The sequence below is a fragment of the Paenarthrobacter sp. PPS72 genome (assembly GCF_048537125.1).
In the GTDB taxonomy this organism is placed as follows: Bacteria; Actinomycetota; Actinomycetes; order Actinomycetales; family Micrococcaceae; genus Arthrobacter; species Arthrobacter nitroguajacolicus_E.
This window is the reverse complement of record NZ_JBLYIE010000022.1, coordinates 36,579-62,460: the sequence shown is the minus strand read 5'-3', so window position 1 is coordinate 62,460 and position 25,882 is coordinate 36,579. Positions and strand designations below refer to the sequence as shown.

Annotated in this window: 25 protein-coding genes and 1 pseudogene; 9 read left to right on the top strand and 17 right to left on the bottom strand. The window is 62.6% G+C overall.

What is annotated here, in order from left to right:
* Positions 1 to 665: 665 nt before the first annotated feature.
* From rpsN to ACLRGI_RS11835, 5 genes are all read right to left on the bottom strand, one after another.
* Positions 666 to 971: a 30S ribosomal protein S14 gene (gene rpsN / locus ACLRGI_RS11855; protein ID WP_011776360.1), complete on the bottom strand. Its 306-nt coding sequence runs from the start codon at positions 969 to 971 to the stop codon at positions 666 to 668.
* Between the two features lie 4 nt (positions 972 to 975).
* Complete coding sequence (gene rpmG / locus ACLRGI_RS11850; protein ID WP_003798558.1) at positions 976 to 1,143, bottom strand: 50S ribosomal protein L33; 168 nt, start codon at positions 1,141 to 1,143, stop codon at positions 976 to 978.
* Entirely contained in the window at positions 1,143 to 1,379 is a 237-nt protein-coding gene (gene rpmB, locus ACLRGI_RS11845) for a 50S ribosomal protein L28 (RefSeq protein ID WP_011776361.1), read from the bottom strand. Before rpmB ends, rpmG begins: the two co-directional genes overlap by 1 nt.
* Before the next feature lie 402 nt (positions 1,380 to 1,781).
* The gene (locus ACLRGI_RS11840; protein ID WP_419201846.1) at positions 1,782 to 2,546 is read right to left on the bottom strand and encodes an SGNH/GDSL hydrolase family protein; all 765 of its coding nucleotides are present in this window, start codon (positions 2,544 to 2,546) and stop codon (positions 1,782 to 1,784) included.
* 53 nt (positions 2,547 to 2,599) lie between these two features.
* Positions 2,600 to 3,079 carry a MarR family winged helix-turn-helix transcriptional regulator gene (locus ACLRGI_RS11835; RefSeq protein ID WP_419201845.1) on the bottom strand — a complete coding sequence of 160 codons (480 nt, stop codon included), beginning with the start codon at positions 3,077 to 3,079 and terminating at the stop codon, positions 2,600 to 2,602.
* Between the two features lie 68 nt (positions 3,080 to 3,147).
* Between ACLRGI_RS11835 and ACLRGI_RS11830 the strand changes: the two genes are divergently transcribed.
* The gene (locus ACLRGI_RS11830) at positions 3,148 to 3,435 is read left to right on the top strand and encodes a YciI family protein (protein ID WP_419201844.1); all 288 of its coding nucleotides are present in this window, start codon (positions 3,148 to 3,150) and stop codon (positions 3,433 to 3,435) included.
* Here the strand turns inward: ACLRGI_RS11830 and ACLRGI_RS11825 are convergent.
* From ACLRGI_RS11825 to ACLRGI_RS11795, 7 genes and pseudogenes are all read right to left on the bottom strand, one after another.
* Positions 3,411 to 4,235: an SGNH/GDSL hydrolase family protein gene (locus tag ACLRGI_RS11825; RefSeq protein ID WP_419201843.1), complete on the bottom strand. Its 825-nt coding sequence runs from the start codon at positions 4,233 to 4,235 to the stop codon at positions 3,411 to 3,413. The two genes, ACLRGI_RS11830 and ACLRGI_RS11825, sit on opposite strands and share 25 nt — an antisense overlap.
* A 13-nt stretch (positions 4,236 to 4,248) precedes the next feature.
* The gene (locus ACLRGI_RS11820; RefSeq protein WP_419201842.1) at positions 4,249 to 5,085 is read right to left on the bottom strand and encodes an SGNH/GDSL hydrolase family protein; all 837 of its coding nucleotides are present in this window, start codon (positions 5,083 to 5,085) and stop codon (positions 4,249 to 4,251) included.
* A gap of 121 nt (positions 5,086 to 5,206) precedes the next feature.
* A complete protein-coding gene (locus ACLRGI_RS11815) occupies positions 5,207 to 6,262 on the bottom strand; it encodes a siderophore-interacting protein (RefSeq protein WP_419201841.1) in 1,056 nt (351 codons plus the stop codon).
* Positions 6,259 to 7,093 (bottom strand): annotated as a pseudogene (locus ACLRGI_RS11810) (ABC transporter ATP-binding protein). The gene ACLRGI_RS11815 and the pseudogene ACLRGI_RS11810 overlap by 4 nt, the downstream one beginning before the upstream one ends.
* Position 7,094: 1 nt before the next feature.
* Positions 7,095 to 8,204 (bottom strand): FecCD family ABC transporter permease, encoded by a 1,110-nt coding sequence (locus tag ACLRGI_RS11805; RefSeq protein WP_419201840.1) that lies wholly within the window; start codon positions 8,202 to 8,204, stop codon positions 7,095 to 7,097.
* Positions 8,201 to 9,316, bottom strand: a complete 1,116-nt coding sequence (locus tag ACLRGI_RS11800; RefSeq protein WP_419201839.1) for a FecCD family ABC transporter permease — start codon at positions 9,314 to 9,316, stop codon at positions 8,201 to 8,203. Before ACLRGI_RS11800 ends, ACLRGI_RS11805 begins: the two co-directional genes overlap by 4 nt.
* Positions 9,317 to 9,321: 5 nt before the next feature.
* Complete coding sequence (locus tag ACLRGI_RS11795; protein WP_419201838.1) at positions 9,322 to 10,392, bottom strand: iron-siderophore ABC transporter substrate-binding protein; 1,071 nt, start codon at positions 10,390 to 10,392, stop codon at positions 9,322 to 9,324.
* A 460-nt stretch (positions 10,393 to 10,852) separates the two neighbouring features.
* On the opposite strand from ACLRGI_RS11795, the gene ACLRGI_RS11790 reads away from it, so the two are divergent.
* The gene (locus tag ACLRGI_RS11790; RefSeq protein ID WP_419201837.1) at positions 10,853 to 11,353 is read left to right on the top strand and encodes an FBP domain-containing protein; all 501 of its coding nucleotides are present in this window, start codon (positions 10,853 to 10,855) and stop codon (positions 11,351 to 11,353) included.
* A 74-nt stretch (positions 11,354 to 11,427) separates the two neighbouring features.
* Here the strand turns inward: ACLRGI_RS11790 and ACLRGI_RS11785 are convergent, their stop codons facing one another.
* The 3 genes from ACLRGI_RS11785 to ACLRGI_RS11775 are packed head-to-tail and all read right to left on the bottom strand — an operon-like array spanning position 11,428 to position 17,343.
* Positions 11,428 to 14,919 carry an ATP-binding protein gene (locus ACLRGI_RS11785; RefSeq protein WP_419201836.1) on the bottom strand — a complete coding sequence of 1,164 codons (3,492 nt, stop codon included), beginning with the start codon at positions 14,917 to 14,919 and terminating at the stop codon, positions 11,428 to 11,430.
* Positions 14,916 to 15,893 (bottom strand): DUF4194 domain-containing protein, encoded by a 978-nt coding sequence (locus tag ACLRGI_RS11780; RefSeq protein ID WP_419201835.1) that lies wholly within the window; start codon positions 15,891 to 15,893, stop codon positions 14,916 to 14,918. Before ACLRGI_RS11780 ends, ACLRGI_RS11785 begins: the two co-directional genes overlap by 4 nt.
* Complete coding sequence (locus ACLRGI_RS11775) at positions 15,886 to 17,343, bottom strand: DUF3375 family protein (RefSeq protein WP_419201834.1); 1,458 nt, start codon at positions 17,341 to 17,343, stop codon at positions 15,886 to 15,888. The genes ACLRGI_RS11780 and ACLRGI_RS11775 overlap by 8 nt, the downstream gene beginning before the upstream one ends.
* A 329-nt stretch (positions 17,344 to 17,672) precedes the next feature.
* Between ACLRGI_RS11775 and ACLRGI_RS11770 the strand changes: the two genes are divergently transcribed.
* Positions 17,673 to 17,975, top strand: a complete 303-nt coding sequence (locus tag ACLRGI_RS11770) for a hypothetical protein (protein WP_419201833.1) — start codon at positions 17,673 to 17,675, stop codon at positions 17,973 to 17,975.
* 62 nt (positions 17,976 to 18,037) lie between these two features.
* A complete protein-coding gene (locus ACLRGI_RS11765; protein ID WP_419201832.1) occupies positions 18,038 to 20,002 on the top strand; it encodes an acyl-CoA dehydrogenase family protein in 1,965 nt (654 codons plus the stop codon).
* A 4-nt stretch (positions 20,003 to 20,006) separates the two neighbouring features.
* On the opposite strand, the gene ACLRGI_RS11760 is transcribed toward ACLRGI_RS11765, so the two are convergent.
* Positions 20,007 to 20,462 (bottom strand): YchJ family metal-binding protein, encoded by a 456-nt coding sequence (locus ACLRGI_RS11760; protein WP_419201831.1) that lies wholly within the window; start codon positions 20,460 to 20,462, stop codon positions 20,007 to 20,009.
* Between the two features lie 136 nt (positions 20,463 to 20,598).
* Between ACLRGI_RS11760 and ACLRGI_RS11755 the strand changes: the two genes are divergently transcribed.
* Positions 20,599 to 21,471 (top strand): hypothetical protein, encoded by an 873-nt coding sequence (locus ACLRGI_RS11755; protein ID WP_419201830.1) that lies wholly within the window; start codon positions 20,599 to 20,601, stop codon positions 21,469 to 21,471.
* 25 nt (positions 21,472 to 21,496) lie between these two features.
* On the opposite strand, the gene ACLRGI_RS11750 is transcribed toward ACLRGI_RS11755, so the two are convergent.
* Positions 21,497 to 21,988 (bottom strand): flavin reductase family protein, encoded by a 492-nt coding sequence (locus tag ACLRGI_RS11750; RefSeq protein WP_419201829.1) that lies wholly within the window; start codon positions 21,986 to 21,988, stop codon positions 21,497 to 21,499.
* A 247-nt stretch (positions 21,989 to 22,235) separates the two neighbouring features.
* Between ACLRGI_RS11750 and ACLRGI_RS11745 the strand changes: the two genes are divergently transcribed.
* From ACLRGI_RS11745 to ACLRGI_RS11730, 4 genes are all read left to right on the top strand, one after another.
* The gene (locus ACLRGI_RS11745) at positions 22,236 to 23,270 is read left to right on the top strand and encodes an aldo/keto reductase (RefSeq protein ID WP_419201828.1); all 1,035 of its coding nucleotides are present in this window, start codon (positions 22,236 to 22,238) and stop codon (positions 23,268 to 23,270) included.
* Between the two features lie 163 nt (positions 23,271 to 23,433).
* Positions 23,434 to 24,537, top strand: a complete 1,104-nt coding sequence (locus tag ACLRGI_RS11740; protein ID WP_419201827.1) for a sulfite oxidase — start codon at positions 23,434 to 23,436, stop codon at positions 24,535 to 24,537.
* A gap of 143 nt (positions 24,538 to 24,680) precedes the next feature.
* A complete protein-coding gene (locus tag ACLRGI_RS11735) occupies positions 24,681 to 25,058 on the top strand; it encodes an RNA-binding S4 domain-containing protein (RefSeq protein ID WP_419201826.1) in 378 nt (125 codons plus the stop codon).
* A 129-nt stretch (positions 25,059 to 25,187) separates the two neighbouring features.
* On the top strand, positions 25,188 to 25,859 hold the full coding sequence (locus ACLRGI_RS11730; protein WP_419201825.1) for a DUF6318 family protein: 672 nt from the start codon (positions 25,188 to 25,190) through the stop codon (positions 25,857 to 25,859).
* The last annotated feature ends 23 nt before the right edge of the window (positions 25,860 to 25,882 follow it).

Sequence of the window (25,882 nt, the reverse complement as noted above, 5' to 3'; positions counted from 1 at the left end):
CACCCGGCACCACCAAACCCCCCACAAGGGGCCAGGATCGCTCCGGAGCAACTTTTCAAACTTACCCGAACCAGCGGATCTTGGCAAATCAGCGTTTCCGCGATTTTCGATCCAGGTTCCGGCCCCACCCGACTCAGGCACGCTAAGAAGCGCACCATTTTTCAGGCTGTTATCAAGGGGGTTGGCCTCCGCGGTTCTCAGCTCCAGGCTGTCTCACTCGCGGCGACTCAGAAGACATTACACGCCCACGGGCCGCGGCACAAATCCACCCCAACACCACCCAAAACCCCCGAAAACACAAGGAAAACAACCCCACCAATGCTTCAAACCAAGCAGAACCCGTCGAAATCATTCCAAGTGAAGCCCGTCACAAAGCCATCCACGCCACCAACCCACAGCCCCGCGCCCTCCGCGACTACCGCCGTCGAACATTCCAAGTGAGAGAGCGATGGGCCCAAACCCGAGGGAAGTGAAAGAGCGTCCCGCCCCAAACCCGAGGGAAGTGAAAGAGCGTCCACAGGGGCGGCGGCCATCCGGCAGCGCGCGTCTAAGCGACGAAGGAGCGAGCGCGCCGAGGATGACCGCAGGCACACTCCAGTAACCGCGCTTAAACGCAGAAAGGGCCGGCAACCATAACGGTTGCCGGCCCTTTCAGAGCTTCGTGATTACCAGGAAGACTTGGTGATGCCCGGGAGCTCACCACGGTGGGCCATGTCGCGGAAGCGAACACGGGAGATACCGAACTTCTGGAGCGTGCCGCGGGGACGGCCGTCGATCTGGTCGCGGTTACGCAGACGGATCGGGGAGGCGTTGCGGGGCAGCTTCTGCAGGCCGAGGCGTGCAGCTTCGCGTGCTTCGTCAGTCGCGTTGGGGTCAACCAGGGTCTTCTTCAGTTCGAGACGCTTTGCGGCGTAACGCTCAACAATGACCTTGCGCTGCTCGTTGCGAGCAATCTTTGACTTCTTTGCCATGTGTTTAGCGCTCCTCTCGGAATTCGACGTGCTGGCGGATCTTGGGGTCGTACTTCTTCAAGACCAGGCGGTCAGGATCGTTACGACGGTTCTTGCGGGTTACGTAGGTGTAACCGGTGCCCGCGGTGGACTTCAGCTTGATGATCGGACGTACGTCCTTGTCCTTTGCCATTAGAGCTTTACTCCTCGTGCCAGGATGTCGGCGACGACTGAGTCGATGCCGCGTACGTCGATTGTCTTGATGCCACGGGCTGACAGGGTCAGCGTGACGTTACGGCGCAGGGACGGAACCCAGTAGCGCTTCTTCTGAATGTTCGGGTCGAACCGACGCTTGTTGCGACGGTGCGAGTGCGAAATGCTGTGTCCAAAGCCCGGCTCGGCTCCGGTCACTTGGCAGTGTGCTGCCATGACTCTCCTCCAAAGATTGAATGTAACGGCGTGCAGATGTTCCTGCGTTACCGTGCGACAGGCAGCGTCCGCATCCGGGTCCAGACCATTTCGGTAGTTTCCGCAGCAAGTGCGGCGAAGAAGGTCGGCCTCAGGACCGGCAGTGAAAATCACTGGAACAGCTCCTAGGATACCGGGCGAATACAGGAATGCACGCAACTTGAGCCCCTAACTACCGGCCACCGGGACGTCGGTAAAACCGACAGTCACCACCAACCGGAGCAATTGCACACGATCCGCACTACCTAGCGCCTAACTATTCTACGGGTCAGGCCAAATTAAGACCAATCCGGCATCATAAGCCCTGCGCACCCCTGCCTTTAACACCCGGCTCAACCCTGGCGGGTCGACCACCACAGCGAACTAGAGGGGCCGGATCAATTCCGGGTATTTCGGGCTCAAACCGTCACCGGAAGAGACTCCCCGCACACGACGGGCAACCCATGGGGCAGCGGATTCACGGAACCATCGAGCGTTGGCTTTCAGTGCCTCGACACGATTCATCAGACGAACCGGCGCCAGTTCGGGAACGTCGATGACGTGCTCGTGTTCGAGGACATCCAGGACGCGCTTTGCCATGTTGACGTGGCCGGCTGTAGACATATGCATCCGGTCCTCGCCCCAGAGTCGCCAGTCGTCGTATTCGTCGAACCGCCAGTAATCCACCAGAAGGGCGCCGTGGTTTTCCGCGATTTCGCGCACCAGCTCGTTGTAGATCGCGGTGCGGCCACGCATGGCGCTGAAAACCTTGGAACCCTTGGCATCAAAGCCCGTGAAGAGGACCACGGTGGCGCCCGACGCGCTCAACTTGGCGATACCGGCGTCGTACTCCTCCAAAAGCGAATCAATATCGATCTTGGGCCTCAAAATGTCGTTTGCCCCGGCGTACAACGTCACCAACGTGGGCTTCATGGCGATGGCGGCATCAACCTGCTCGGCCATGATTTGCCGGAGCTTCCGGCCGCGAATTGCCAAGTTGGCGTAGCCGAAGTCCGGATTGCTGTGGGCGAGCTGTCCGGCGACGACGTCAGCCCAGCCGCGAACACCGTTGGGTCGGCCGGGATCGTCGTCTCCAACACCCTCAGTGAACGAGTCCCCCAAGGCAACGTAACGGGCAGAAAAATCCATGCCGTCAGTCTCCCACTTCAACGCTCAAGGCCACAAAAACCGCAGCGCGATAGCTAGGAATCACGCAGGATCCAATGATTGTTGTCCAAACGGGCAACAATCTTCTCGCCGATGCGCGCAAGGTCTGAGACATCCTCCGGGCTCAGCGAATCCAGCATCAACGTGCGCACGGATTCCACATGTCCCGGGGCGAGGGAAACGATGGTGGACATGCCGGCGTCGGTCAGGTGCGCTACAGTGACGCGGGCGTCTCCGGGGTGCGCCTGCCGTTCCACCCAGCCGCGTTTCTGCAGCTTGGTGACCACGTGCGAAAGGCGCGACAAGGAGGCACTTGTGCGCGCGGCGAGTTCACTCATGGGCAGATATCTGCCATCGGTTTCGGAGAGCATTGCGAGCACGTTGTAATCGAACAGGGACAGCTTTCCGGCCGACTGGAGCTGGGTGTCCAAAGCCGAGGGCAGCAAGGTATTGATGCTCAGCAGGGCCAGCCAAGCACGGCGTTCGTCGGCGTTCAGCCAGCGGGGTTGAGTCATGCCTACATCTTATGAGAATTCGCTACTTCCTTAGGTCCCGAAAGCGGCTCAGGCGATAGGCTGGCGGCATGTTTGTCGTCTCCTTGACCTACAAAGTTCCCGACGAAATTGTCGACTTCCACCGCCCGGGCCATATGGCTTGGCTTAAGGAAGCGTTCGACGCCGGTATTTTCCTGGCGTCCGGACGTCGCGTCCCGGCCACCGGCGGTGTTCTGCTCTCCAAGGTGGACAGGGCGACTCTGGATGCGTCCCTTGCAAAGGACCCCTTCTACAGCAACGGGGTGGCCGAATTCGAGATCATCGAATTCACTGCCACCAGCGTGGCTGACGGTTACGAAAACCTGCTGGACAACTGACTCTTCTGCGCTTTCGCAGTACCCAGACGCTCGGGCAGTACCACCGGCATCAGTTCCGGCCATCTCGCCCCCAGGCGGTCACCGCTGGATACGCCGCGGAACCGCCGCGAAAGCCAAGGCCCGACGTCGCGCCTCAGCCAGGCGGCGTCGTCGAGGATGTTCTCGGTGAGGGTCCGCGGACGCGGGGCAGCGAGCGTTGGTGATTGGAGCGAGTGCGGGGCCCCAAGGACTTCAAGGACTTTCTTGGCCATGTAGCTGTGGCCTGGAGTGGACATGTGGAGGCGGTCCGGGGCCCACATCCGCGGGTCCTGAAACTTCTCGAAACACCAGTAGTCCACCAGGAGCGTCCGGTACTTCGCCGCGATACGCCGAATGTGGCGGTTGTAGATGGCCGTGCGCAATTTGAGCGGTTCGAGCAGGGGCGACAAGGGGACGTTGTAACCGGTGAAGAGCAGGACCGTGGCTCCGCTGCCCTTGATCCTTTTGACCGCGTCCTCGTAGTCCCTGATGAGCTTGGCCATGTTGAGCCGCGCCATGAGGAGGTCATTCCCGCCGGCGTAGAAGCTGACCATCGTGGGATTCATGGCGAGGGCGGGCTCTATTTGTTCGTCGATGATCCGTTGGAGGCGCCGCCCACGGATGGCCAGGTTGGCGTATTGCACCCTTGGGTCCTGCCTTGCCAGTTCCTCAGCTACCCGGTCCGCCCAACCCCGGCAGTTGTTGGGGAGCCTGAGATCGTTGTCACCGACGCCCTCAGTAAAGGAATCGCCGAGCGCCACAAACCGGATCTGATCTTTCATTGTGCTGGTCCAATCATTGTGCAGCCTCCCGGTCTTCTATGAGCTTTTTCAGGCCACCCTTCCGCGGAACCTTAACGGGCTCCGGCCAGCGTGGGCTGATGGAATCCCCCAGCGTGACTCCGCGTAGTTTGCGACCGAACAGCGGGACCACCCAGTCGTTGACCCAGCGGCGCTGCCGGCGCTCCCACTCGCGCATGGACATGCGGGTGGGCGGATCCCATTCTTTCGGGGAGATCTTGTGCGGGACATTGAGGTGATCCAAAACCTGGGCGGCCAGGTACTTGTGGCCCGCCTTGGACATATGGAGCCGGTCCGGCGCCCACATCCGGGAGTCCTTGTAAGCGTCGAAGCACCAGTAGTCCACCAGGACCGCGCCATATTTGGCGGCGATGTCGCGAACCCTCTGGTTGTAAAGGGTGTTGCGTTTCTTGAAGGGCTCCAGGACGGCCGAGACCTTCACGTCGAAGCCGGTAAACAGGACCAACGTGGCGCCGGTTTCGCTGAGGCGTGCGACGAGTAGCTCGTAGTCGTTGAGAAGCGCATCCATGTCCGTGCCGAAATCGAGGATGTCGTTGCCGCCTGCATAGAGCGTCACCAGGGTTGGCTCCATGGCCAGCGCCGGCTCGAGTTGTTCATCGATGATGTGCCGGAGCCTCTTACTGCGCACGGCCAGGTTGGCGTACTCCCAGCCCGGCTGAGCCTTGGCCAACTTCTCGGCAACCCGGTCGGCCCATCCCCGGACCCCGTTGGGCAGGACCTTGCTCGGGTCCCCCACACCTTCGGTGAAGGAATCCCCGATGGCGACATACCGCCGTCGAACTTTCTTCCCGTCCCCGAATTCCTCCCGCACGCAGCCGACGCTACCCGCCCCCGGTTAAGCCCGAGCCAACCCAAAGTGAACAAGCCCGAGGGAAGTGAAAGAGCGTCGGCCTCAAGCCCAAGGGAAGTGAGAGAGCGTCGGAAGGTGGGGCTTAGCCCTCGGCTTTGCCGCGGCGCCAGTAGCCCATGAAAGCAACCTGCTTCCGGTCAATGCCGACGTCGCGCACCAGGTAGCGCCGCATTTCCTTGATCACGAACGCTTCCCCTGCGATCCATGCATAGAACGGCAGGGCACCGGCGGGAAGAGTGGGATTTTTGGTGGCTTCGATTGCTGCCGTGTCCATGCGCTGCGGGGTTTCCCAGAGGATGTCCTGGTCCACGTTGACGTCTTCCGGCTCGGGTCCGGCGGCGGTGCCGGCACCCTTGATGCCTACCCAGCCCGGGACGGGAACAGCCTTGGCAACGGCTTCTTTGAGCAGTTCGCCGTGGGGACGTGAGCGTCCGATGGCTGCACCGCGCGCGAGCCAGGTGATTTCGATGTCGGCTTCGGTGGAGATGTCCTGGAAGTCTCCCGCTTCGGGTACTTCGAGGAAGGCGTGGCCGGTCATGTCGGCGGGCAGGCTTTCGAGGATGGCGCTGATGGCGGGGACAGCTGTTTCGTCGCCGGCCAGGAGCACGCGCTGAGCCAGGCCCGGGCGCCATTCGATGCCACCGTAGGCGCCGGCAGTGGTGCACTGCGCTGCACGGTTGTTGGGGCCAATGATGGTGATGGCATCCCCTGGCTTCGCGGCAACAGCCCAGTTGGCAGCGGGTCCACCGTGGCCGGCGTCGTCGAAGTGCATGACGAAGTCAATGTCGATCTCCGGATACACGGCGTCGAGGCGTTCGGACCGGACGGTGTAAGTGCGCATGTCACCGCGGACAGAGGGGTCCATGGCCAACCATTCCTGATACCAGCCGGCCTCCTCCATCTTGAAGGGAGGCAGCGGAATCTGCTGACCGGAGGCATCGAAGGACGGGATCATCAGCTTCACGCGGAGGTCCAGGGTGTCCCCAGCAACACCGAAGTCGCGCAGTGAGTAGCCGCCAAACGTGATGCGGCGGAAGTTGGGGCTGAGCTCCTGCACGGCCGTCACGGTGACGTCGAAGGCGAGGGTCATGGGCTCCACGGCGGCACTTGCTTTTGCCTGTGTCGGTTGTGCACTCATGAGGCGATCTCCAGTTCGTTGGTTGAAGCGGGGCGTGCGTGGTGGCGTCCGATGGGGACGATCAGCGGTGTGCCTGAGATGGGGTCCGGGACTACTCGGGATTCCAGGCCGAAAACGTTGAAGACCAGTTCTTCCGTCACGACCACCGGCGCCGGCCCTTCGGCCACGATGCACCCGCCCTTCATGGCGATGACGTGATCGGCGTAGCGCGCTGCGAGATTGAGGTCGTGGAGCACGATCGCCACGGTAGTGCCGCGGCTGCGGTTGAGGTCCGTGATGAGGTCCAGGACTTCAACCTGGTGTGCGAGGTCAAGGTAGGTGGTGGGCTCGTCCAGCAGCAGGACTTCGGTTTCCTGCGCGAGGGCCATGGCGATCCAGACGCGCTGGCGTTGCCCGCCGGACAGTTCGTCGATGCTGCGTTCGGCCAGTCCAAGCGTGTCGGTGGCGGGGGGGGGGGGGCACCCCCCCCCCCACCGCGGCGTCGTCCCCGGCGCTCCAGCTGCGGAAGAAGCCTTGGTGAGGGTAACGCCCGCGGCCCACGAGGTCCCTGACGGTGATGCCGTCGGGAGCGGTGGGGTGCTGCGGGAGCAGGCCAAGGGTGCGCGCCAGTTCGCGGGCGGGACGGGTGTGGATGTCCTTGCCGTCCAAGGTCACGGCGCCCCCGGCCGGCTTGAGGAGGCGCGACAAGCCACGCAGGAGGGTGGACTTCCCGCAGGCGTTGGCGCCCACGATCATGGTCACTTTGCCTTCGGGAATCTCGGTGGTGAGTCCTTCCACCACCTTGCGTGCCTCGTACTGGAGCGTGAGGTCCTTGGCATTAAGGATGGCCATGTCAGGCCTCCTTTCGGTTCGACGTGACCAGCAGCCACAGCAGGAAGGGGGCACCGAGGGCGCCGGTAATGACGCCGACCGGAAGGACGGTTCCGTCCAGGATGACGGGGGCGATGTTGGAAGCGAAGAAGTCTGCGAGCAACACAATCAGGGCACCGGTGAGGGCCGACGCCGGGAGGCTGGGCTTACGGACGAGGCGGCGGGCGATCGGCCCGGCGAGGAAAGCGACGAAGGCCACCGGACCGGCAGCGGCAGTTGCGACGGCGGCAAGCCCGACGGCGGTCAGCACCAGTCCCAGCCGGGCGGCGCTGACCTTGATCCCCAGGCCGGCAGCGGCGTCATCGCCGAGTTCGAGGATGCGCAACGGGCCGGCAAGGGCAATGACAGCCGGGATCAGGATCAGCAAGGAGACCGCGAGGACGCCGGCGCGGTCCCACGTGGCTGAGTTCAGGGAACCGTTGAGCCAGATGAGGGCGTCGGCGGCGGTACGGATGTCGGCCCGGGTCATGAGGAAGTTGACTACAGCGTGAAGTGCAGCGGCGATGCCAACGCCGGCAAGGATGAGGCGGTTGCCTGCAGCGTTGCCGCGGCTGCCACCGCCCGCGCCGGAACCACCGCGGGAGATTGCGTAGATGATGGCCGCGACGCCGAGTGCGCCACCAAGGGCAGCGCCGGAAACCACGGCTCCTGAAGCGCCGAAAATCACGATTGCCGTTACAGCTGCCGCACTGGCACCGTAGCTGATCCCAATGATGTCGGGGCTGGCGAGGGGGTTGCGCAGCATGGTCTGGAACAGTGCGCCGGCCAAGCCGAACGCGATCCCGATCATGGTTCCCACCACGGCGCGGGGAAGTTTGTGTTCCATCACGATGAAGCTGGCACCGGGGATCTTCTCGCCGCCGGTCAGGTGGTTGATGACGATCGTGAAGAAGTCCGGGATGGTCACTGTGTAGCTGCCCAGGAGCACGTACACGGCGAACATGGCGATGACTGCCAGCCCGAGGAAGAACGTGCGGCTCAGTACTCGCCGAAGTGGCAGATGATGCCCATGTTTGTGGGAATCATTGGCATTAAGTGCCAACTCGGTGGGGAGTTTGTGAACGGTTGTCATAGCCCGGCCCCCTTGCCGCGGCGGATGAGCCAAACGAAGACGGGGGCGCCGATGATGGCCGTCATGATTCCTGCGGGGACTTCACCGGGGAGAAGGACCACGCGGCCGATGATGTCGGCGCTGATCAGCAGGATAGGGGCCGCAACTGCGGAAAACGGCAGGATCCACCGGTAGTCCGGCCCGGTCAGAGAGCGGACTGCATGGGGTATGACCAGGCCGAGGAAAGCAATGGGGCCAGCTACTGCCGTAGCGGATCCGCAAAGCAGGACGATGCCCAGCCCGGTGATGCTGCGGGCCAGCGTGACGTTCTGGCCAAGGCCGCGGGCAATGTCGTCGCCGAGGGCCAGGCTGTTCAGGATGCGACCACCGGCCAGGACAATCAACGCCCCGACTGCAAGGAACGGCAGCGCCGGAAGAAGGACAGACCAGTCTCGGCCACCAATGGTGCCCACCTGCCAGAAACGGAAGCGATCAAAAGTGTCCTGGCTGGAAACAAGGATGACGTTCATCAGGGAGAACAGTCCGGCGCTCAGGGCGGCACCCGCGAGGGCGAGCTTGACCGGCGTCGCACCGTCGCGCCCTATGGAGGCGATGGCATAAACCACGACGGCGGCCGCTGCGGCGCCGATGAAGGCGAACCAGATGTAGCCGGACAGCGAACCGATGCCGAAAACGTAGATTCCTACAACCACAGCGAGAGCTGCTCCGGCGTTGAGGCCCAGGATCCCGGGATCGGCCAGCGGGTTGCGGGCTACACCTTGCATGGCGGCGCCGGCCAAGCCAAGCGCGGCTCCGGCAAGCAGACCCAGCACGGTACGGGGAATCCGGGCGATGACCACAGCATGGTTGCCGTCCGCCGGATTGAAGTTGGTGAGTGCTTCCCACACCGTATTAAGGGGAAGCCCGCGGGCACCGATCGCCAAGGATGCAGCGCACACCGCGGTGAGTACGACGACGGCCACCAGCAACCAAGCGGAGCGCTTGCCTGCAGTGCTGCGGGAGCCGGTTCCCCCTCCGGTTCCTGCAGTTTCAGGGGTGATGCCTCCCCGGCCAGCCGACACCAAAGTGCCGTTGCCCCGCCCCTGGACTGCCGTCGTCGTACTCAGTTTCATTGCAGTTACTTGCCCGCTGCGTCTGCTGCTTTACCCAGCTGCGGCAGGAACGTGTCCAGCGCCCACGGCAGGCTCAGCGGTGAAGAGGCGGAGATGGACAGCGTCAGGGTGTTGTCCGAATCGGCAACCAGAGCGCCCTTCTTGATGGCCGGAATCTGGCCGAGCAGCGGGTCAGCCTTGATGGCTTCTGCTGTGCTGGCATCCGGAACCCAGGTCACGAAGATGTCGGACTCGAGCTCGTTGGCCTTTTCAGCGGACCACGGGATGAAGAACTCCGTGGAGGTCTTGGTGTTCTCGGTGACCACAGGAGCCAGCTTCATGCCGATTTCGGAGAGGAAGCGGGGGCGGTTGTCGATAGCGGTGTAGACGTTGGCTCCGTCACCCTTGGCCGGCTCGAGGTTGCCGTAGATAAAAGTCTTGTCCTTGATCTGCGGGAACTTGGAAACCTTGTCCTTGACGGTGGCTTCGGTGTCCTCGATCAGCTTCTTGGCTTCGGCTTCCTTGCCCAGCGCCTTGCCGATCAGCGTGGTGCTTTCCTGCCACGGGGTGCCGTAGGCGAGCTCCGGCTGGGCCACAACAGGGGCGATTTCGCTGAGCTTCTTGTAGTCAGCCTCTTCCAGGCCCGAGTACGCAGCCAGGATAACGTCCGGGCTGAGCTTGGCGATCTCGGTGAAGTTGATGCCGTCAGCCTCTGAGAACTGGACCGGAGCCTTGTCGGTGCCGAAGCCGGCGCCAAGCTTCTCCAGCGCTGCGTCCTTCCAAGGAGTTGAGCCTTGCTCGTTGTTGCCCCACTCGTTCTTCGGAACGCCAACCGGGACTACACCGAGGGCGATCGCGACGTCGTCATTGACCCACGAGACGGTGACTACACGCTTGGGCTGTTCCTTGATGATGGTCTCACCAAAGACGTTCTTGATGGTCACCGGGAAAGCTGCCGATGCTGCCTGCTCGGTTGCCGGAGAGGACGTTGCCGGACCAGTGGAGCAGCCGGTGAGGGAAAGAGCGACGGCGGCCAGGGCGGCCGTCGCGGTTCCTGCTGTTTTGAGCAGGGCGCGGCGTGGAAGAAGGGAAGCCACGGGACTCCTTAAGTAAGTGATGCGAACCTAAGTAAGGCTAGCCTAGCCTCTCGGTAATTAAGAAACGTTTGCGTCACGTAATCCGAGGCATGAGCGAAATGGGATGCAGATCACACGCTCTCTCACATCCCCAGCCCTTCAATCGATCCCTCTCTCAGTGGACATCTGCCCGAAAGTTTTGAAAGTATTAGCGGCAGCGGACTACCGCTTCCAAAGATGATGACGAGGGGATGAGCGTGCGCACTGTTCCAGTTGCTGCAGCCATGGTTGGCGAGGTGGCCGTTTTGGCCTGCTTGGCACTCCCCCGCACGTCGGCATCTTCCTAGGTTTCAAGGCACACCCCTCTGGTAGGGGCTATAGAGCTGCGCCTCCCTTCTTCCGATGACCGACGCCTTCTGCTATTTCCCGCGCGAACATCTTCAGCGCGCGGACGTCGACCATTTCCGAAAGAAGCATTGCCATGCAGAAAATCACTGCCCAACAGATCCGTTCGTCCTTCATCAACGCCAGCCGTTCCGAGGCTGCCAGGCTGAACCTGCCCCGCGACTTCGAAACCATCGACTGGGACAACCTGGAATTCCTGGGTTGGCGGGACGAGAAAATGCCCCAGCGCGGATACCTCGTGGTTCCGCACCGGGGAAAGCTCACCGGAATCATGCTCCGGGCGCCTGAAGGTGGGTCCGGGAAGAGGCGCGTAGTCCTCTGCGAACTCTGCCGCGACGTTTTCTCCAAGGACGACGTTTACCTGTGGGTCGCCAAGAAAGCCGGACAATCAGGCAAGGACGGTAACACGGTGGGAACACTGATCTGCGCAGAGTTCGGCTGCAGCGCCAATGTGCGCAAGGAACCCCCCGCCAACGAGATCAACCCGGACCCGGCCGCCGTCGTTATTCGGCAAATCGCAGGGCTGGAAACCAGGACCGAACAGTTCCTGGATCGCGTCCGCGGCGACGCCAAGTAGATCCAAGAGCAACGCGGGGTCACTTAGGGCCCTTAGGGCTCCCGGAAGGGGCCACAATTGACCCCGCGTTGCGGTCAGCGCAGGACTATGTCCACCGGGTTGGCTTCGGACCGCCATGCTCCTGGCTCGCCGGGCCCTGCAATGACGGGAGCGGTGAGCACCCCTGAGCGGTTGGTGCGCTTGTCCCGGAGGATTTCCGTGACGGAGCCGAGGTGCCGCGAGAGGTCGATGACGTTTTCCGGGGCCGCAAGGAGCAACTGGAACCCGAACTCGTGGAGCGCCTTGATGCCCGCACCCGCGAATTCCTCGGAAGCCAGCACGAACGCTTCGTCCATCATCACGGTGCCGTACGTGGTGAAACCCTGTTCGGCAATGCCCAACTGGTAGCTGAGCGCCGCCGCCATGATGAAGGCCGTGAAACGCTGGCGCTCACCCCCGGACATGGAACCCGTGTCGGCGTGCATGAAGACCTCGGTCTTCTTCTTGCCGGACTTTCCAGCACCGGCGGCTTTGCCGGACTTCGAAGAAACCTCACGGTGCTCCTTGCACTGAATAAACAAGTGCCCGCGGACATCCAGGACCTCCGCCCGCCAGCGCCGATCCTCAGGCGTCTGCGATCCCAGCCGCTTAACCAGGGTTTCCAACGACTTGTAGCGCGCGGTGAGTTCGGCGTCGTCGTCCACTTCCGTTGCTGAAGCAGCTGCAGCACCGGCCGCAGCGCCACGCGAGGGGCGAGTGTGCTTAGCCTTCAGGGCGTTCTGGATCGCATCCTTGAACTGTTTGGCCGTTGCTGGAAGCGTCTGTTTGATGTCCAGCTCCAGGAAGCTGCCCTCATGGAAGTTGACCTGCGACAGGATGCCGTTGAGGGGCAGGATGCGGCTGGTGATGCTGCGGCGTTCCTCATCCAGCAGATGCAGGAGTGTGCTGAACGATTCGTGCGTGCGCTGATTGAAGAACAGCCGGAACTCAGCCTCCTGAGCCGGCAGGCCGTCGCTGACAATGGCGTGATACCGGGATTCGAAGTCCCCCGCGGCTCCGATCGAGGTGCCGTGGTCCGCGCTGATTGCGCTCCCCCAGTCCCGCACGAAGGCCTCAAAAATGCGGGTCAGTCGCTCAGCAGTGGCCTGTCCGCGCGACTCCGCCGCATGCAGTTCGTCGAGCAACTTATTCCGGACGCTGTTGGCCAGGTTGTCCAGCTCGTACAGCTCGGAGACATCGGCGACACCCTCGAAGTACGGCTCCAACGCGGTGACGGTAGAGGCCGACGGCGGCGCTTGCTCCAGCTTCAGCCTCGCCGCATCGAGCAGGCTGTCAGCCGTGGTCATCTTGTGGTCGAGCGCTTTGTATTCGCTCTGCAGCACGGCCGCGGTACCTGTGGAGGACTGGTGCTTTTCCCTGACACCTTCGATGTTGGCACGCAACGGCTCCAGGTCTGCCTGCGCGGCCAACGCATCCGCCAGTCGCTGTTCGATCCTGGCAAGTTCTTCCGCAGCGACGGCCGCGGACACCTGCTCCCACGGCCGTTCGTCTTCAGCAACCCGGCGTAGTGCTTCGAGCTGACGGGCCATGCCCTGATGTGAATCCTCGCGGCTCTGGGCGAGTTCCGCGGCCTTCACCAGCTCGTTTTCCAGCTCACTCACGCGCGCTGCCACCAGCTCTAGTTTGGAGGCGTTGTCGAAACCGAGGACGTAGTCCTGCCGGCTCGTGAAACGGTCGTCCTTCTCCACGGTGTGCCGGTTGCGTTTGACCACGCCACCCAGGCTCAGGCCCTTGTCCATTGACGCAAGCTCGTCCGGATTCTCGACGCATGGGTACGCAAAGTCCAGGGCAATCCGTTCGCGGATCCATTCCCCGGCGTCCGCGTTGGCGCCCGAGGTGAGGATGCTCAACTTAGTCAAGAGGTCGCCGTCGGACACGTCCTCCACAGCCAGCGCGCCACCGGCCTGCGGCTTGGATACATCGACGGCGCGGAGTGCACCCCGGACTGTGTTGTCGTTCAAATAGCGCGTGACTGCAGCGAAGTGCTCTCCCGGTACCAGCAACGTGGTGGCCAGGTTACGCAGCGCGCGCTCAGCGGCCGGACGCCACTGGTCCTGGCCCTCGGCGAGATCGATCAGCTCACCGCCGAACGGCATGCGCTCTTCCGGAACCCCGGTTGCCGCTGCGATTGCAGCCCGGTTCTCAATGCTCGACGGCGGCAGCAGCGACTTGCGCGACCGCAGGGAAAGCAGCTCTTGCTGAGCCGCGGCAAGCTCACGCTTCTTAGTCGCGTGGCCGTCGAAGGCCTCAAAACGAAGCTCCTTGAGCGCCTCGGAATCGTCCTTCAACTCGGCAGAGCGGGCAGCGGCCTGCTCATGCGCCTGATCCCAGCCCTCGGCGGACCACTCAAGGTTCAGCCCGGCGTCGGCCAACGCCTTCCTGGCTGAATCCTCAACTTGCTGACGCAGTTTGAGTCCAACCTTGGCATTGTCCAATGACTGCTCAATGGCCGAAATCGCGTTGCCGCCACGGTTGTTGTAATCCAGTTCGAGATCACGGAGCTCCTTGGCCAAAGCGTCACGCACAGTCCGCTCAGCAGCCAGTTCCTGAGCCTTGGACTGAGCCAGCTCCTTGAAACGGGCCAGCGTCTTGGCATGAACCGTGACCGCGAGCTGCTGCTTGTACGCCTCAAACTCCTCGCCGGCCAACTCCCGGAGACGGTTCGCGTCCAGCAACGCCTGTGCATACTCCTTGTTCAGCCCCGGCACGGGAGCCAACTGGTCCCGCTGCTGCCTGACGTCCTCCAGCCGCTGCCGAATGGACATCAAATTGCTGAATTCCTCCACCACATCATCAGCGGCAGCCAACGTGGCCGGCGCATCAAGAACCTGGTCACGGAAGAACGTATTCACGCTCCCGCCCAAGCCCTTGCCGGCCTGGATCACCCGCAGCAGCGGCAGCGCCTGGTCCGAGTTGATGCCAAGAAGCCTGCGGAAGCGTTCGGCGAACGCCTTGTGGACATCGAAAACCTGGCCATCCGGGAAGATCGACTCCAGCGCGCCCTTGGTGAACCGCTTCTGCGCAATGCCCTCGATCGCTTCAAGGTCCAACGGCTTGCTGTCGATCACATAAAAACGCCCGACGCTCGACTCCGTACCGTTCTTCGGCAAGTCAAACAGCGCCGACACCGTCACCTTTGTGCCGGCGGCGTTATCAAACGTCAGTGCGACGGCGGACCAGGTGGCACCTGGGCGCTGGAAGGCACTGGCTGAGCTATCCCCTACTGCCTTATCACCCACCTTGCCGCGCATGTAAGTGAACGTGGTCCTCCTGTCCTCCACAGCGCCCCCGGAACGCTGGGCCGCAGCCTCGTTCGAGCGAGGACGGGCATCAAACACACGGAGCATCGCATCAAAGAGAGTCGACTTGCCAACGCCCGAGTTACCCGTGAGGAGCGTGCCCTTGCGGTCAACATGCATGGTGTGGGCTCCATGGAAGGTGCCCCAGTTGACCACCTGCACGAGGGCCAAACGCATCTGACCCGGGTTGGTGAGCTCGCCGAGGGGGAGCATGCTTGCGATCGTCACTTTGTGGTCCCTTCAGCGGTGGTTGCGTCCGCCTGCGCGATGAATGCCGGCCCCGCCCCTTCGCCGCGCGACTGATCTTCGATCAGCTCGACGCGCGGCTTCGACAGGCCCGATGCCACTCCCGGTCCGGCATCCATCGCTCCGGCTTCGGCTCGGCCGTCACCTTCGGAATCGTCGTCCGCGTCGTCAGCTGCGGAGTCGGAGGAGTCGGGGTCAAGGTCCAGGAGGGGCTCTGTTCCTGATTCGTCGGCCGCGACCGCTACCAGGGCCTCGATTTGTGCCGGGATGTCGCCGATGTTTTCGAAGGGGAGGGCCAGTGGGAGGGCGTTGCTGATGGTGTATGTGTCATCCAGCGGGGTGGGGAGGATGAGTTGGCGGGCCAGGAGTTTGGTGATGGTTCGTGTGACTACGTCGGAGTCGCGGAGGGCATCTTGTTGGCCGGCGGGTGTGTAGTTGGCGACGAGGTCCGAGATCTCTTCGCGGGTAATGGTTGGGTCTGTCTGGGCTGTGACGTGCCGGTCCAGCAGCAGGCGCAAGCGCAGCAGGACGATGGTTTCCACCCGGCTCAGGGCACGCTGCTGGCGCAGGATGCTGGAGCGGGAACTGGCGCCGATGACTTCGGGGTCGACGGGTCGGAGTACCGCGATTTTGCGGTCGTGATCGAGCTGGAGGGTGAGGAACAGCTCCGAGAGGCGGCTGCGCAGGATCAGCTGGTTGTCCAACAGCGTGGTCCACAGTTTCTCGTCCCGGCTGCCGTCAATGTACGGTCCCTTCAGCAATTTCACCAGCGCATGCCGCACCTTCATGGGCAGCACTCCGGTGTCGCCGGGGAAGAGTGCGGCTCCGTCCACGAATGTGTCCCGCGGTGTAACCCTGAAGGGATCCGCATGAGTGATTTCAGCAGCGGTCTCAGCCACTTCTTCGGTGACATCGTCCGCTTCGGTGATGTCCGTCGTCGTGATTTCTTCAGTCATCAGAGTCCTTATTCAGCGAGACGACGGGCAGGTAAGCGGTACGGATGCTGCCGTCGATTTGTTCGAAGTCGATGTGTTCCCAGGCGGCCCGGTCGAAGGCCGCGCCCGTTTGCAGCGCCATGGACAGCAGGGTGCGCACGGTGTTGATGTGACGTTCTTCGGCGGGCAGGTTTTCCCAGGCATCGCCCAGTGTGGCTGCACCCGCCATGGCTGCCCGGACAAGCTCAGGCCGCGCTTTGCCGGTGCGCGCTGACCGCACCCGGTCAGAGTCGCTGAAGGCGATGGGATCGGCCAAGCGCGGGGGTGCGGCAAATTCGTCGGGGTCGAAAAGTTTGACCATGGCCAACGATTCGAACCCGGCGTTGAACAGGACGGGGCCCGGAACCAGGCCGGGACGGTCGCGTTCGTAGGGCATGGATCGGATGGCTTGCTCGGCCTCGGCCAGCACCTTCCGCAAGCTGACGGACTGCCTCACGTCGTCGCTCTGGATGTAGGTGTTCAGGCTTTCAGAGAGCTTTCCGTAGATCCGCTGGATCTGGCTGTGCTGCGTGCGCAGTTCAGCCACCAGGTTTTTCAGCGTTTCGCGGTCCTCAGGGGAGAGGTCGTCCGCGAATTGCCGGCTCAGCACCTCGCCGATCGCCGAGCGGAAGCGCAGCTGTTGCTGCGGATCCTCCAGGAAGGCAGTGAACGAGCGGAAAGTTCGCCCTTCGGGACTTTGCCGAAGCCTTTTGTCCGCCTCCAAAACCTGGGCCATGGTGGCGCCCTTGCTCAGCGACTCCTCGATGATCTGGTTGCGGAGCTCGCCCACCAGTTCTTCGATGCGGTCACGCATTTTCTTGTAGTCCGCGGGCAAGCTGGCCGCGAGGTCCAGGATGTTCCCGGCAGCTTCTACTGCTTCCTCATCATCAAGGAGCCCGTCGAACTCACCTGAACTGATGTCCTCCACCAACTGCTGGCGCTCTTGGATTTCCTCTTCAAGGGCTTCCAATCGTGCACTCTGGTCAGGGTTGGTTTCGTTGGCGAGCTTCTCGACGTCGCCCAGCAGCGTACCGAGCCGCGAACCGTTCAACGTGGACCGCTCGCTGGAGAGGCTGTCCAAGAACGCGAGCACACGGGCCGCGGGTTCCGTGACTTCGTAAACGATCTGGCCTGCCTGGTTGCGCCGCGTCAGGAATTGCTTACGGGTCCATTCATCGCCGAAAAGCTTGCCGTTCTGCTGGCCGCCCAGCGCCGGGTCCTGACGGCGGAGCTGCTCAAGGAAGGCGTCGACGTCGGCATGGAACTCTTCGAGCGGAAGCTGCGGCCGGGTGCGGGTAAACGATGCTTGCAGCACCGCGATCACCCATGGCGCGGACCGCGTCAGAGCCCACGCGGGGCCCTTGGTCAACTGTTCGAGGTCACGGAGCCGGGCGCTGATGGCGTCGGCGGAGGACATGGCTGAACGGGACAACTACTCTCCTTCAGCTGCTGCGAAACCTGGCTGGCAGCGAAAACTGCCCCGTACAAGGTTAACGCAGAGCGTCGAGGGGGGGCGCCCGTCGGGCCGGAGCGCCGGCCGAACCGCCACGGTGGAGCAGGTGGCGGGTGCCGCCGTCGAGCCCGTTTGAAGCTTGCCCGTCGCAACCATTCCGTAACCTACCGTCCGGTATGGTTTCGATCCCATATCAACGCTGCCACGACGCGTTTCTGCTCTGGCCGGAATGTACGCCCGCCCCTAGTGTCAGAGCATCGACGCAGCCACGCCGCGTCAACCCACGCACCGTCGCCCCGGGGGGAACCATGAATTTCGACTTTACTGCGCTTGAAACAGCCACTTACGTATTCATTGGAACGTTGGTCTTCGCTGCAATTCTGGTGGCATTTATCGCCGCAGCAGCAATGGCAACAATTATTCTTATTGGAGCAATGGGAATTGCCTGGTACGCCATTAAGGCAGTGCTTGGCGGTCTTGTCCACGGCATTAACCTTGCGTGGGACCGCGTGGTTCACCACGCCGGACAAGTGGAAATTCCCGCTGAATTCCAGCCGCAGGTTTCCCCTAGCACAGGTAGCTACTCGCGGGTAGCATTGAGGGACAGCTGAAGGGTTCGCACCCAAGGCGGACCCTGGCTCCATCCGGCACCACCGGCTAGAGGAGTTATCCCATGACGTCCGCCACTGACAACAGTCTCGCCGCCGCAAGCGTCAATGCCACCGCAGAAGAAGCCCGGGAAGTCGCTGAGGCTGCCCGCGAAACAGAATGGAACCGGCCCAGTTTCGCCAAGGGCCTCTATCTGGGCAGCTTCGACCTCAGCCTGATTCACCCATGGCCACAAGCCAAACCGGACGATGTTCAGCGGGGCGAAGAGTTTATGGACCGCTTGGTGACATTCGCCGAAACCATGTCCGGCCGCGTGATCGAGCGCGACGCCAAAATCCCGGACGAATACCTGAAGGGCCTCGCGGACCTGGGTGTTTTCGGCATGAAAATTCCGCGTGAATATGGCGGATTGGGCCTCTCCTTGGTCTATTACGGTCGCGCCCTGGCCCTGCTGGGTTCGGTGCATCCCAGCCTCGGAGCACTGATTTCCGCCCACCAATCCATCGGCGTGCCGGAACCCGTGAAGGAGTTCGGTACCTCCGAGCAGAAGCAGGAATACCTGCCGCGCTGCGCCGCCGGCGCCATCACCGCTTTCCTCCTGACAGAGCCCGACGTCGGCAGCGACCCCGCGCGCATGGGCGCCACTGCCGTACTGTCCGACGACGGCGACTCTTACCTTTTGGACGGCGTGAAACTGTGGACCACCAACGGTGTGATCGCTGAACTCGTGGTGGTCATGGCCAGGGTGCCTTCGCACACCGATACTGATGGCACTGAGCACAAAGGCGGCATCTCCGCTTTCGTTGTGGAGATGGACTCCCCCGGTATCACCGTGGAGAACCGCAATACCTTCATGGGCCTGCGCGGAATCGAGAACGGGGTGACGCGCTTCCACCAGGTCCGCGTCCCGGCGGCCAACAGGCTTGGCCGCGAAGGGCAAGGGCTCAAGATCGCCCTCACTACCCTTAATACCGGACGGCTCTCCATCCCCGGCCTGTGCGTTGCTGCCGGAAAGTGGAGCCTTAAGATTTCCCGCGAATGGTCCAACGCCCGGACACAGTGGGGTCGCCCGGTGGGCAAACACGAGGCCGTGGGCAAAAAGATCGCCTTCATCGCCGCCACCACCTTCGCGCTGGAAGCAGTTTTCGAACTCTCCGCCGAAATGGCCGACGCCGGCCAAAAGGACGTTCGCATCGAAGCCGCGCTGGCCAAACTGTGGTCCACGGAGCTGAGCTGCCGGATCGCGGACGAACTCGTGCAGATCCGCGGCGGCCGGGGCTTCGAAACAGCCGACTCACTGGAAGCGCGGGGGGAACGCGCAGTACCGGCCGAGCAACTCCTCCGCGATCTCCGGATCAACCGCATCTTCGAGGGCTCCAGCGAAATCATGAAACTCCTCATTGCCCGCGAGGCCGTGGATGCCCACCTTGCCGCTGCGGGCGACCTCGCCTCAGCGGATGCGAGCCTGCAGGACAAGGCGAGGGCCGCCGTCGGGGCTTCAGGTTTCTACGCCCGCTGGCTGCCCAAGCTTGTTGCGGGAGCAGGCATGGACCCGCGGTCCTACGCGGAGTTCGGACGCTTGGGCAAGCAACTGCGCTTCGTTGAAAGGTCGTCGCGGCGGCTTGCCAGGCAAACTTTCTATGGCATGGGCCGCTGGCAGGCCAAGCTTGAGCACAAGCAGGCTTTCCTGGGCAGGATCGTGGACATCGGCGCTGAACTGTTCGCCATGGCTGCTTGCTGCTCCCGGGCCGAAATGTTGCTGCGGACGCACCCCGAACAAGGCGCTGCCGCCTTCGAGCTGGCTGAGGCCTTCTGTGAGCAGGCGCGGGTGCGGGTGGACGAATACTTCGATCAGCTGTGGAGGAATACTGACGACGCCGATCACCACCTTTCGCGCAAGGTGCTCGCCGGCGACTACGCCTGGTTGGAAGCAGGCATCCTGGACCAGTCCGAAGGTACCGGCCCGTGGATCGGCGATGCCTCTCCGGGCGCCTCAACCAAGGAGAACCTGCACCGCAACTACCGGTGAGCCGCTAGCGGACGTCCCCGTCCACGTAGAACCAGCGCTTGTCTTCCCGCACGAAACGGCTGAGTTCGCGCTGGACGCCGCGTTCGCCGTCGAGCCTGTAATGGGCAGCAAACTCCACTGTGCCCGTCGAGTCCAAGGGACCGCCGTTCGATGCGGAAACAATGTCCAATCTTCGCCACTCCATGTCTGAATCGAGGTCCATGGACGTGGGGCGGGTAGAGGCGTGCCAGGTGCGCAGGAGGTAGACGGGATCCAGGACGACGAAAGCCGAATACCGGGAGCGCATGAGTTGCTCGGCCGTGGGCGCATCCGCCTCGCCCCGGTGGAATCGTCCACAGCAATCGTCGTACTGCTCACCGGAGAGGCATGGGCAAGCGCCATTGCGGAGACGGGCTGAATCAGGGGTCACGGAGTCCCAATCTGAGGCTAAAAATGAGAGCTGGGCAACACATTTTCCCATGCCATATAACAGCTTTGAAACAACCCTGCCAGAGTGTGGGGCGGGGCGTGATTCCGTCGGTGCTGGACCTTAGGCTATACATGCAAGCTGGGTGGGCAATGGGCGCATCACAAAACGACGGCCAGGGGAGGCTAACGTGGAGGATCCGACAACTCTCGCCATCAATCTGACGTATTTGGGCACATTGGGACTCGCAGTCCTGATGTTCCTGGGGCTCGGGTTGATCATCATCATCACTCTGGTTGTCGCCGGAGTTGGGCGGCTGCTGTCGATCATCCTTTTGGCCATGGTGGGGATCTTCCCCAAGAAGGCCAACACTCCCATCGTTCACCTCCCCCAGCACCCGGGGCGCGTGCCTGATCCCGCGGCTACCGAGGGCTTGGTGCCGGCAACGGAGCCGGGGCCTGCTTTCGCACCTGCCGCTGCACCCGCCATTGCCGCACCTGCCGCTGCACCCGCCGCTGCCGCACCTGCCGCTGCACTCGCACCTGCCGCGCCCAAGCGCAACCTCATGGGAGATGTCCGACGGCGGTTCTCGGGTGCATCTTCCGCGCTCAAGGAAGGTGCGTGGAAGGCAAAGGTGGACCCCCGCAACCTGCCGAAACCGGCTGAGGTTAAATCGGTCGTGGAGCATCAGACAGCCCACCATCCCATTGTGGTCGCAGCCGCCAAAGAACCCCCTGTGCTGGCCAAGGACTGGGCGGACGCAGTGGCAGAGGCAGACGAACGTGCGGCTGCCCGCGCCAAAGCCCAACAGCCGCCACCCATTAAGGTGACGGTCCGCGATCTTGACGAGCCAACCCCGTCGTCCAATGGCAAAACTCCTGGCCCCAAGCGCCCTGACTTTCCGCCGACAGGGCCGAACAGCGGGCCCACCCAAACCGGCGACTCCAAGAGCCCCATGTCGGGCAACGGGGCCAAGAAACCGGGCCCGAACACTTCCAAGAGTGGAAAGTCTTCGAGCCCGATCCGAAAAGGTTCGCTCAGCGGCGTCAGTCGCAACTCGTAGGCGACGCCAAACTGCAAACTGCCGGCTACGCTGCCAACTGCCGGAACATCGCGCCGTGGTAGATCAAGGGCTTGGACTCAAGGTTGATGGTGGTCGCCTTGACTTCAAGAACGACGATTGCGTGATCACCAGCAGGCGTCTCGGAAACCACTTCGCATTCGAAACCCAACACCGCGCCGTCGATCAGCACCGCGCCTGAGTCGCTCACGCTGGTGTCCAGCCCGGCGAAGCGGTCGCGCGTCTTCGAGGCCAACTGGAGGGCCGCCGCCTCTTGACCCTCGGCGAGCACCGAAACTCCCAGGCGCTGAGCCTGGCGGAGCTTCGGCCACGTGGTGGAGGAGTTCTGCACAGCGAACATCACCAACGGCGGTTCCAGGGAAACGCCAACAGTGAAGGACGACGCCACCAAAGCCTCAGGCGTGAAGTCCACCATCGCGCTGAATGCCGCGACTCCGGACGGAAACTGCGCAAATGCAGCCTTGATGGCCGCTGTTTCTTCCACTGTGGTCTGTGTCATTCCGCTGTCCCCTTTGTGCGTGGCTTGAGTTCCTTTCCCATAATTCACCTGCATCGGCGAACGGCAATATTTGTTGATTCGAAAGACATTTGTGTTGCCGCGTGTCAAGAAATGTCGCGAAGTAAGGCCGCTTTCATTACCTCCGAAGACGAAAAGCGAAGAACTTCTACCATTTGCGTTTATGCCTCCGGCGGCCGTGTGTAGCCTCGATTGAACATCCAGCACTGTCCCACCACAGGAAGCCGACATGAGCCTCAACGAGCTACGAACGCTTGGACGCACTGGCGCCCTGATCAGCCCCCTCACCCTGGGCACCCTGAACTTCGGCACCGGCGCCGCACCCACAGGTCCAGCCGAGAGCATCCGCATCATCAAGGCCGCCCTTGACGCCGGTATCACCAGCGTCGACACTGCCGACATCTACTCGCAGGGCGAGGCCGAGACCGTGGTTGGTCAAGCCATTCATAGCCGACGCGACGACGTCTTCCTTGCCACCAAGTTCCACGGGCAGATGGGCTCCAACCCTGCGCACGCGGGCAACTCGCGCCGGTGGATTGTCCGGGCTGTGGAGGACAGCTTGCGGCGACTGAATACGGATAGGATCGACCTCTACCAAGCGCACCGCCCGGACTACAACACTGATCTGTTGGAAACCATCACTGCGCTCAACGACCTCATCCGTCAGGGCAAGATCCTCTACTACGGCACCTCCGTATTCAGCCCCGCCCAGCTGGTGGAGGCCCAGTGGATTGCGAACACCAACCATCTGACCCCGCCGGTGGTGGACCAGGTTCCTTATTCGCTTCTGGTGCGCGCCAACGAACGCGACGTTTTCCCCATCACCCAGCAGTACGGCGTCGGGGTTTTGAGTTACGGACCGCTCGACGGCGGGTGGCTGGCCGGCGGTTATCGCGTGGGTGGCGGTCAGCCGGAAAGTTCACGATCGGCAGCGGTCCCGGGTCGATTCGACGTCAACGCACCTTATAACCAAGGAAAACTGCACGCAGCAGATGCCCTGGCGCAAGTTGCGGCCCGCCACGGATTGACCCTTATCCAACTTGCCGTCGGCTTCGCCCTGAACCACCCGGCAGTCACCAGCGTGGTCATCGGACCGCGAACCGAGGACCACCTCACCGACTATTTGAAGGCCGCAGACGTGGTGCTCAGCGAAGCCATCCTAGATGAAATCGACGACATCGCGGCACCAGCGGTGAACTTCCTGGAGCGCGACGCAGGCACGGTTGCGCCGCACCTTGAGTATCCGGAACTACGACGCCGGTAGCCCCCTTCCGTTGTGAGGCCCGGTTTGCGCCTTATGTTCTTGTGTTGGCGCGCAGAGCAGGCCTCACAATGAACTATTGACGCGGTTCGGCCTCGGCGTGATCCTTGACCTAAGTGCTGCGGCACTCCGCAGCGTTTAGCTTCCAGTAGAACGCCGCCGTCCCATGTCCAAGCACCATGTCAAACAAAGAGCAACGAAAGCCGCCAACCCCGGGCAGCCGACCCAAGGTCCGCTGACTCACGAAGAACTGCAGCTCTCCGGGCGGAACCACTCCATGCCACTCGAGGCCCTGCACGACGACATCACGCCGGCCGGCCTTCACTACTTGCTGATCCACTTCGACATCCCGCACCTTTCCGCCGAGACTTGGCGACTACGCTTGGGCGGCGCAGTTAGTCGGAGCCTTGAGTTGAGTCTTGAGGACATCAAGGCCCGGCCCGCCGTCACCATGCCCGTCACCCTTGAATGCGCAGGCAACGGCAGGTCGCTCCTGCAACCCCGCCCCGTCAGCCAACCCTGGGTTCTCGGTGCTGTGGGCACTGCGGAGTGGACAGGAACCCCGTTGGCGCCCTTGCTGGAGGAAGCAGGTTTGGCGAGTGACGCCGTCGAACTTGTCTTTACCGGTGCCGACAACGGCATCCAGGGCGGCGTCGAAGAGCCTTATGCGCGCAGCCTTTCGGTGGCCGAAGCGATGCATCCGGAAGTCATGCTGGTCTACGCCATGAACGGCAACCCGCTGCCCATCCAGCACGGTTTCCCGCTCAGGCTACTGGTGCCGGGCTGGTATGGCATGGCAAGTGTGAAGTGGTTGACGTCGATCGAGGCCGTGAAGTCGCGATTCATGGGATTCCAGCAGGCGGTGGCGTACCACTATCTTCAAGGTCCGGATGGGCCAGGCATACCCGTGAGCCATATTCGCGTACGTTCCCTCATGATTCCTCCGGGAATCCCGGACTTCTACACCCGGCGACGCGTGGTTGATGCCGGTCCGGTGATGCTGCACGGACGCGCGTGGTCCGGGCATGGTGAAGTGGAACGCGTTGAGGTGGGCATCGACGGCGAATGGATGCCGGCTCACCTCGAACCGGCTCCGGGCGACTTTGCCTGGCGCTCGTGGTCCATGGTGTGGGTCGCAAGCCCCGGCGAACACGTTCTGCGGTGCAGGGCGATGGATACCTCGGGCGCGCTGCAACCCACCGAGCAAGTGTGGAACTACCAAGGCATCGGGAACAACATGGCACAGGTGGTCGAGGCGACGGTGCGGTAGGTGGCTTTGCCGGCCGCGCCGAGATCGCTGGAATGCTGCGGGATCGCCGGAACTCTCCGGCGGATTCGATGGCTTCCCGGTGGTCTCGCTGCTTTCCGGCGTTCTCGCGGGTCTGGCGAGGCACGGTTAGACTCTTCCCAATCATGAGTATCCCGACATCTTCCCCGGCAAACGTCCGCGTCGACGCCTGGCTCTGGGCGATCCGCGCCTACAAGACGCGCTCGGCCGCCACCGCCGCCTGCCGTGCCGGGCACATCCGCGTGAACGGAAATCCGGTCAAAGCGTCCCAGAGCGTGATCATCGGCGACACCATCCGGGTCCGCGAATCAGGCTGGGAACGCATCCTCGAAGTGCGGCGACTCATCGCGAAGCGTGTTGGAGCCGAGGCCGCGTCACACTGCTTCACCGATCACACACCCCCGCGCCCGGTTGCTCCAAAGCTCGGGCTCCCGCAGCGTGACCGCGGTGCCGGCCGGCCCACCAAGAAGGACCGCCGGGACATGGAGAAGCTGCGGGGGTAGGTGGGTACTGCTGGAGTGGCGGAGCGTAACTGACGCTTATCCACAGGCCATCTTTTCCAACATGAATCCTTCTCCGTCCCCAGCCTAGACTGACCGGCACACCGCCAATCAGCTGCTGGGGAGCCTGTCATGTCACGCCTTTCGTTTGCTTCTTTTCCTTTCGTTCGCGTCCGAACGGCGGTCTTCGGTCTCACCGCTGTGATGCTCCTGAGCGGTTGCCAAGGTGGCTCGGCGCCTGGCGGCTCACCTTCAGAAACCAGCTCGACGACGGCGTCGCCCACCTCGAGCGTTTCGGTTCCGGCGGCCTCGACTACTCCGCCGGCGCCCGCTGTGTACAAGCCTGCGGACGCAGCAGGTAAGGCGCAGAACGTGCCCGTTCCGGTGATGCCCGAGCTGGCAAAGGAGAACTCGAAGGAGGGGCTGGAAGCGTTCATTGGGTACTGGTACGCAACATACTCCTATGCGACAGAAACAGGTGACCTCGAGCCGTGGAGTCAGTCGACGGATCTGACCACCGAATCGGGTGTCGCCTATAAGAAGGCCATCGAGGTGAACTATGCGGATGGCCGCTGGCTGGTGGGAGGGAGAATATCCATCCCTTCGATTGAAGTTCTTTGGCAGAACGGAGCCGATTCCCAGGTCGCGAAGATTCAGGTCATTCAGGAGGAGATCCTGTACTTCGACGCCAACGCGAGAGTCAGCCAGCAGGCATCGGAAGCTTCCAACACTGCGGAGGCTGTGAAAGTGACTTTCAAGAGCGGAAATTGGCATGTGATCGACAACGGATTGATTCTGGGTTGATAATGCGCACCTATCGACGGGCT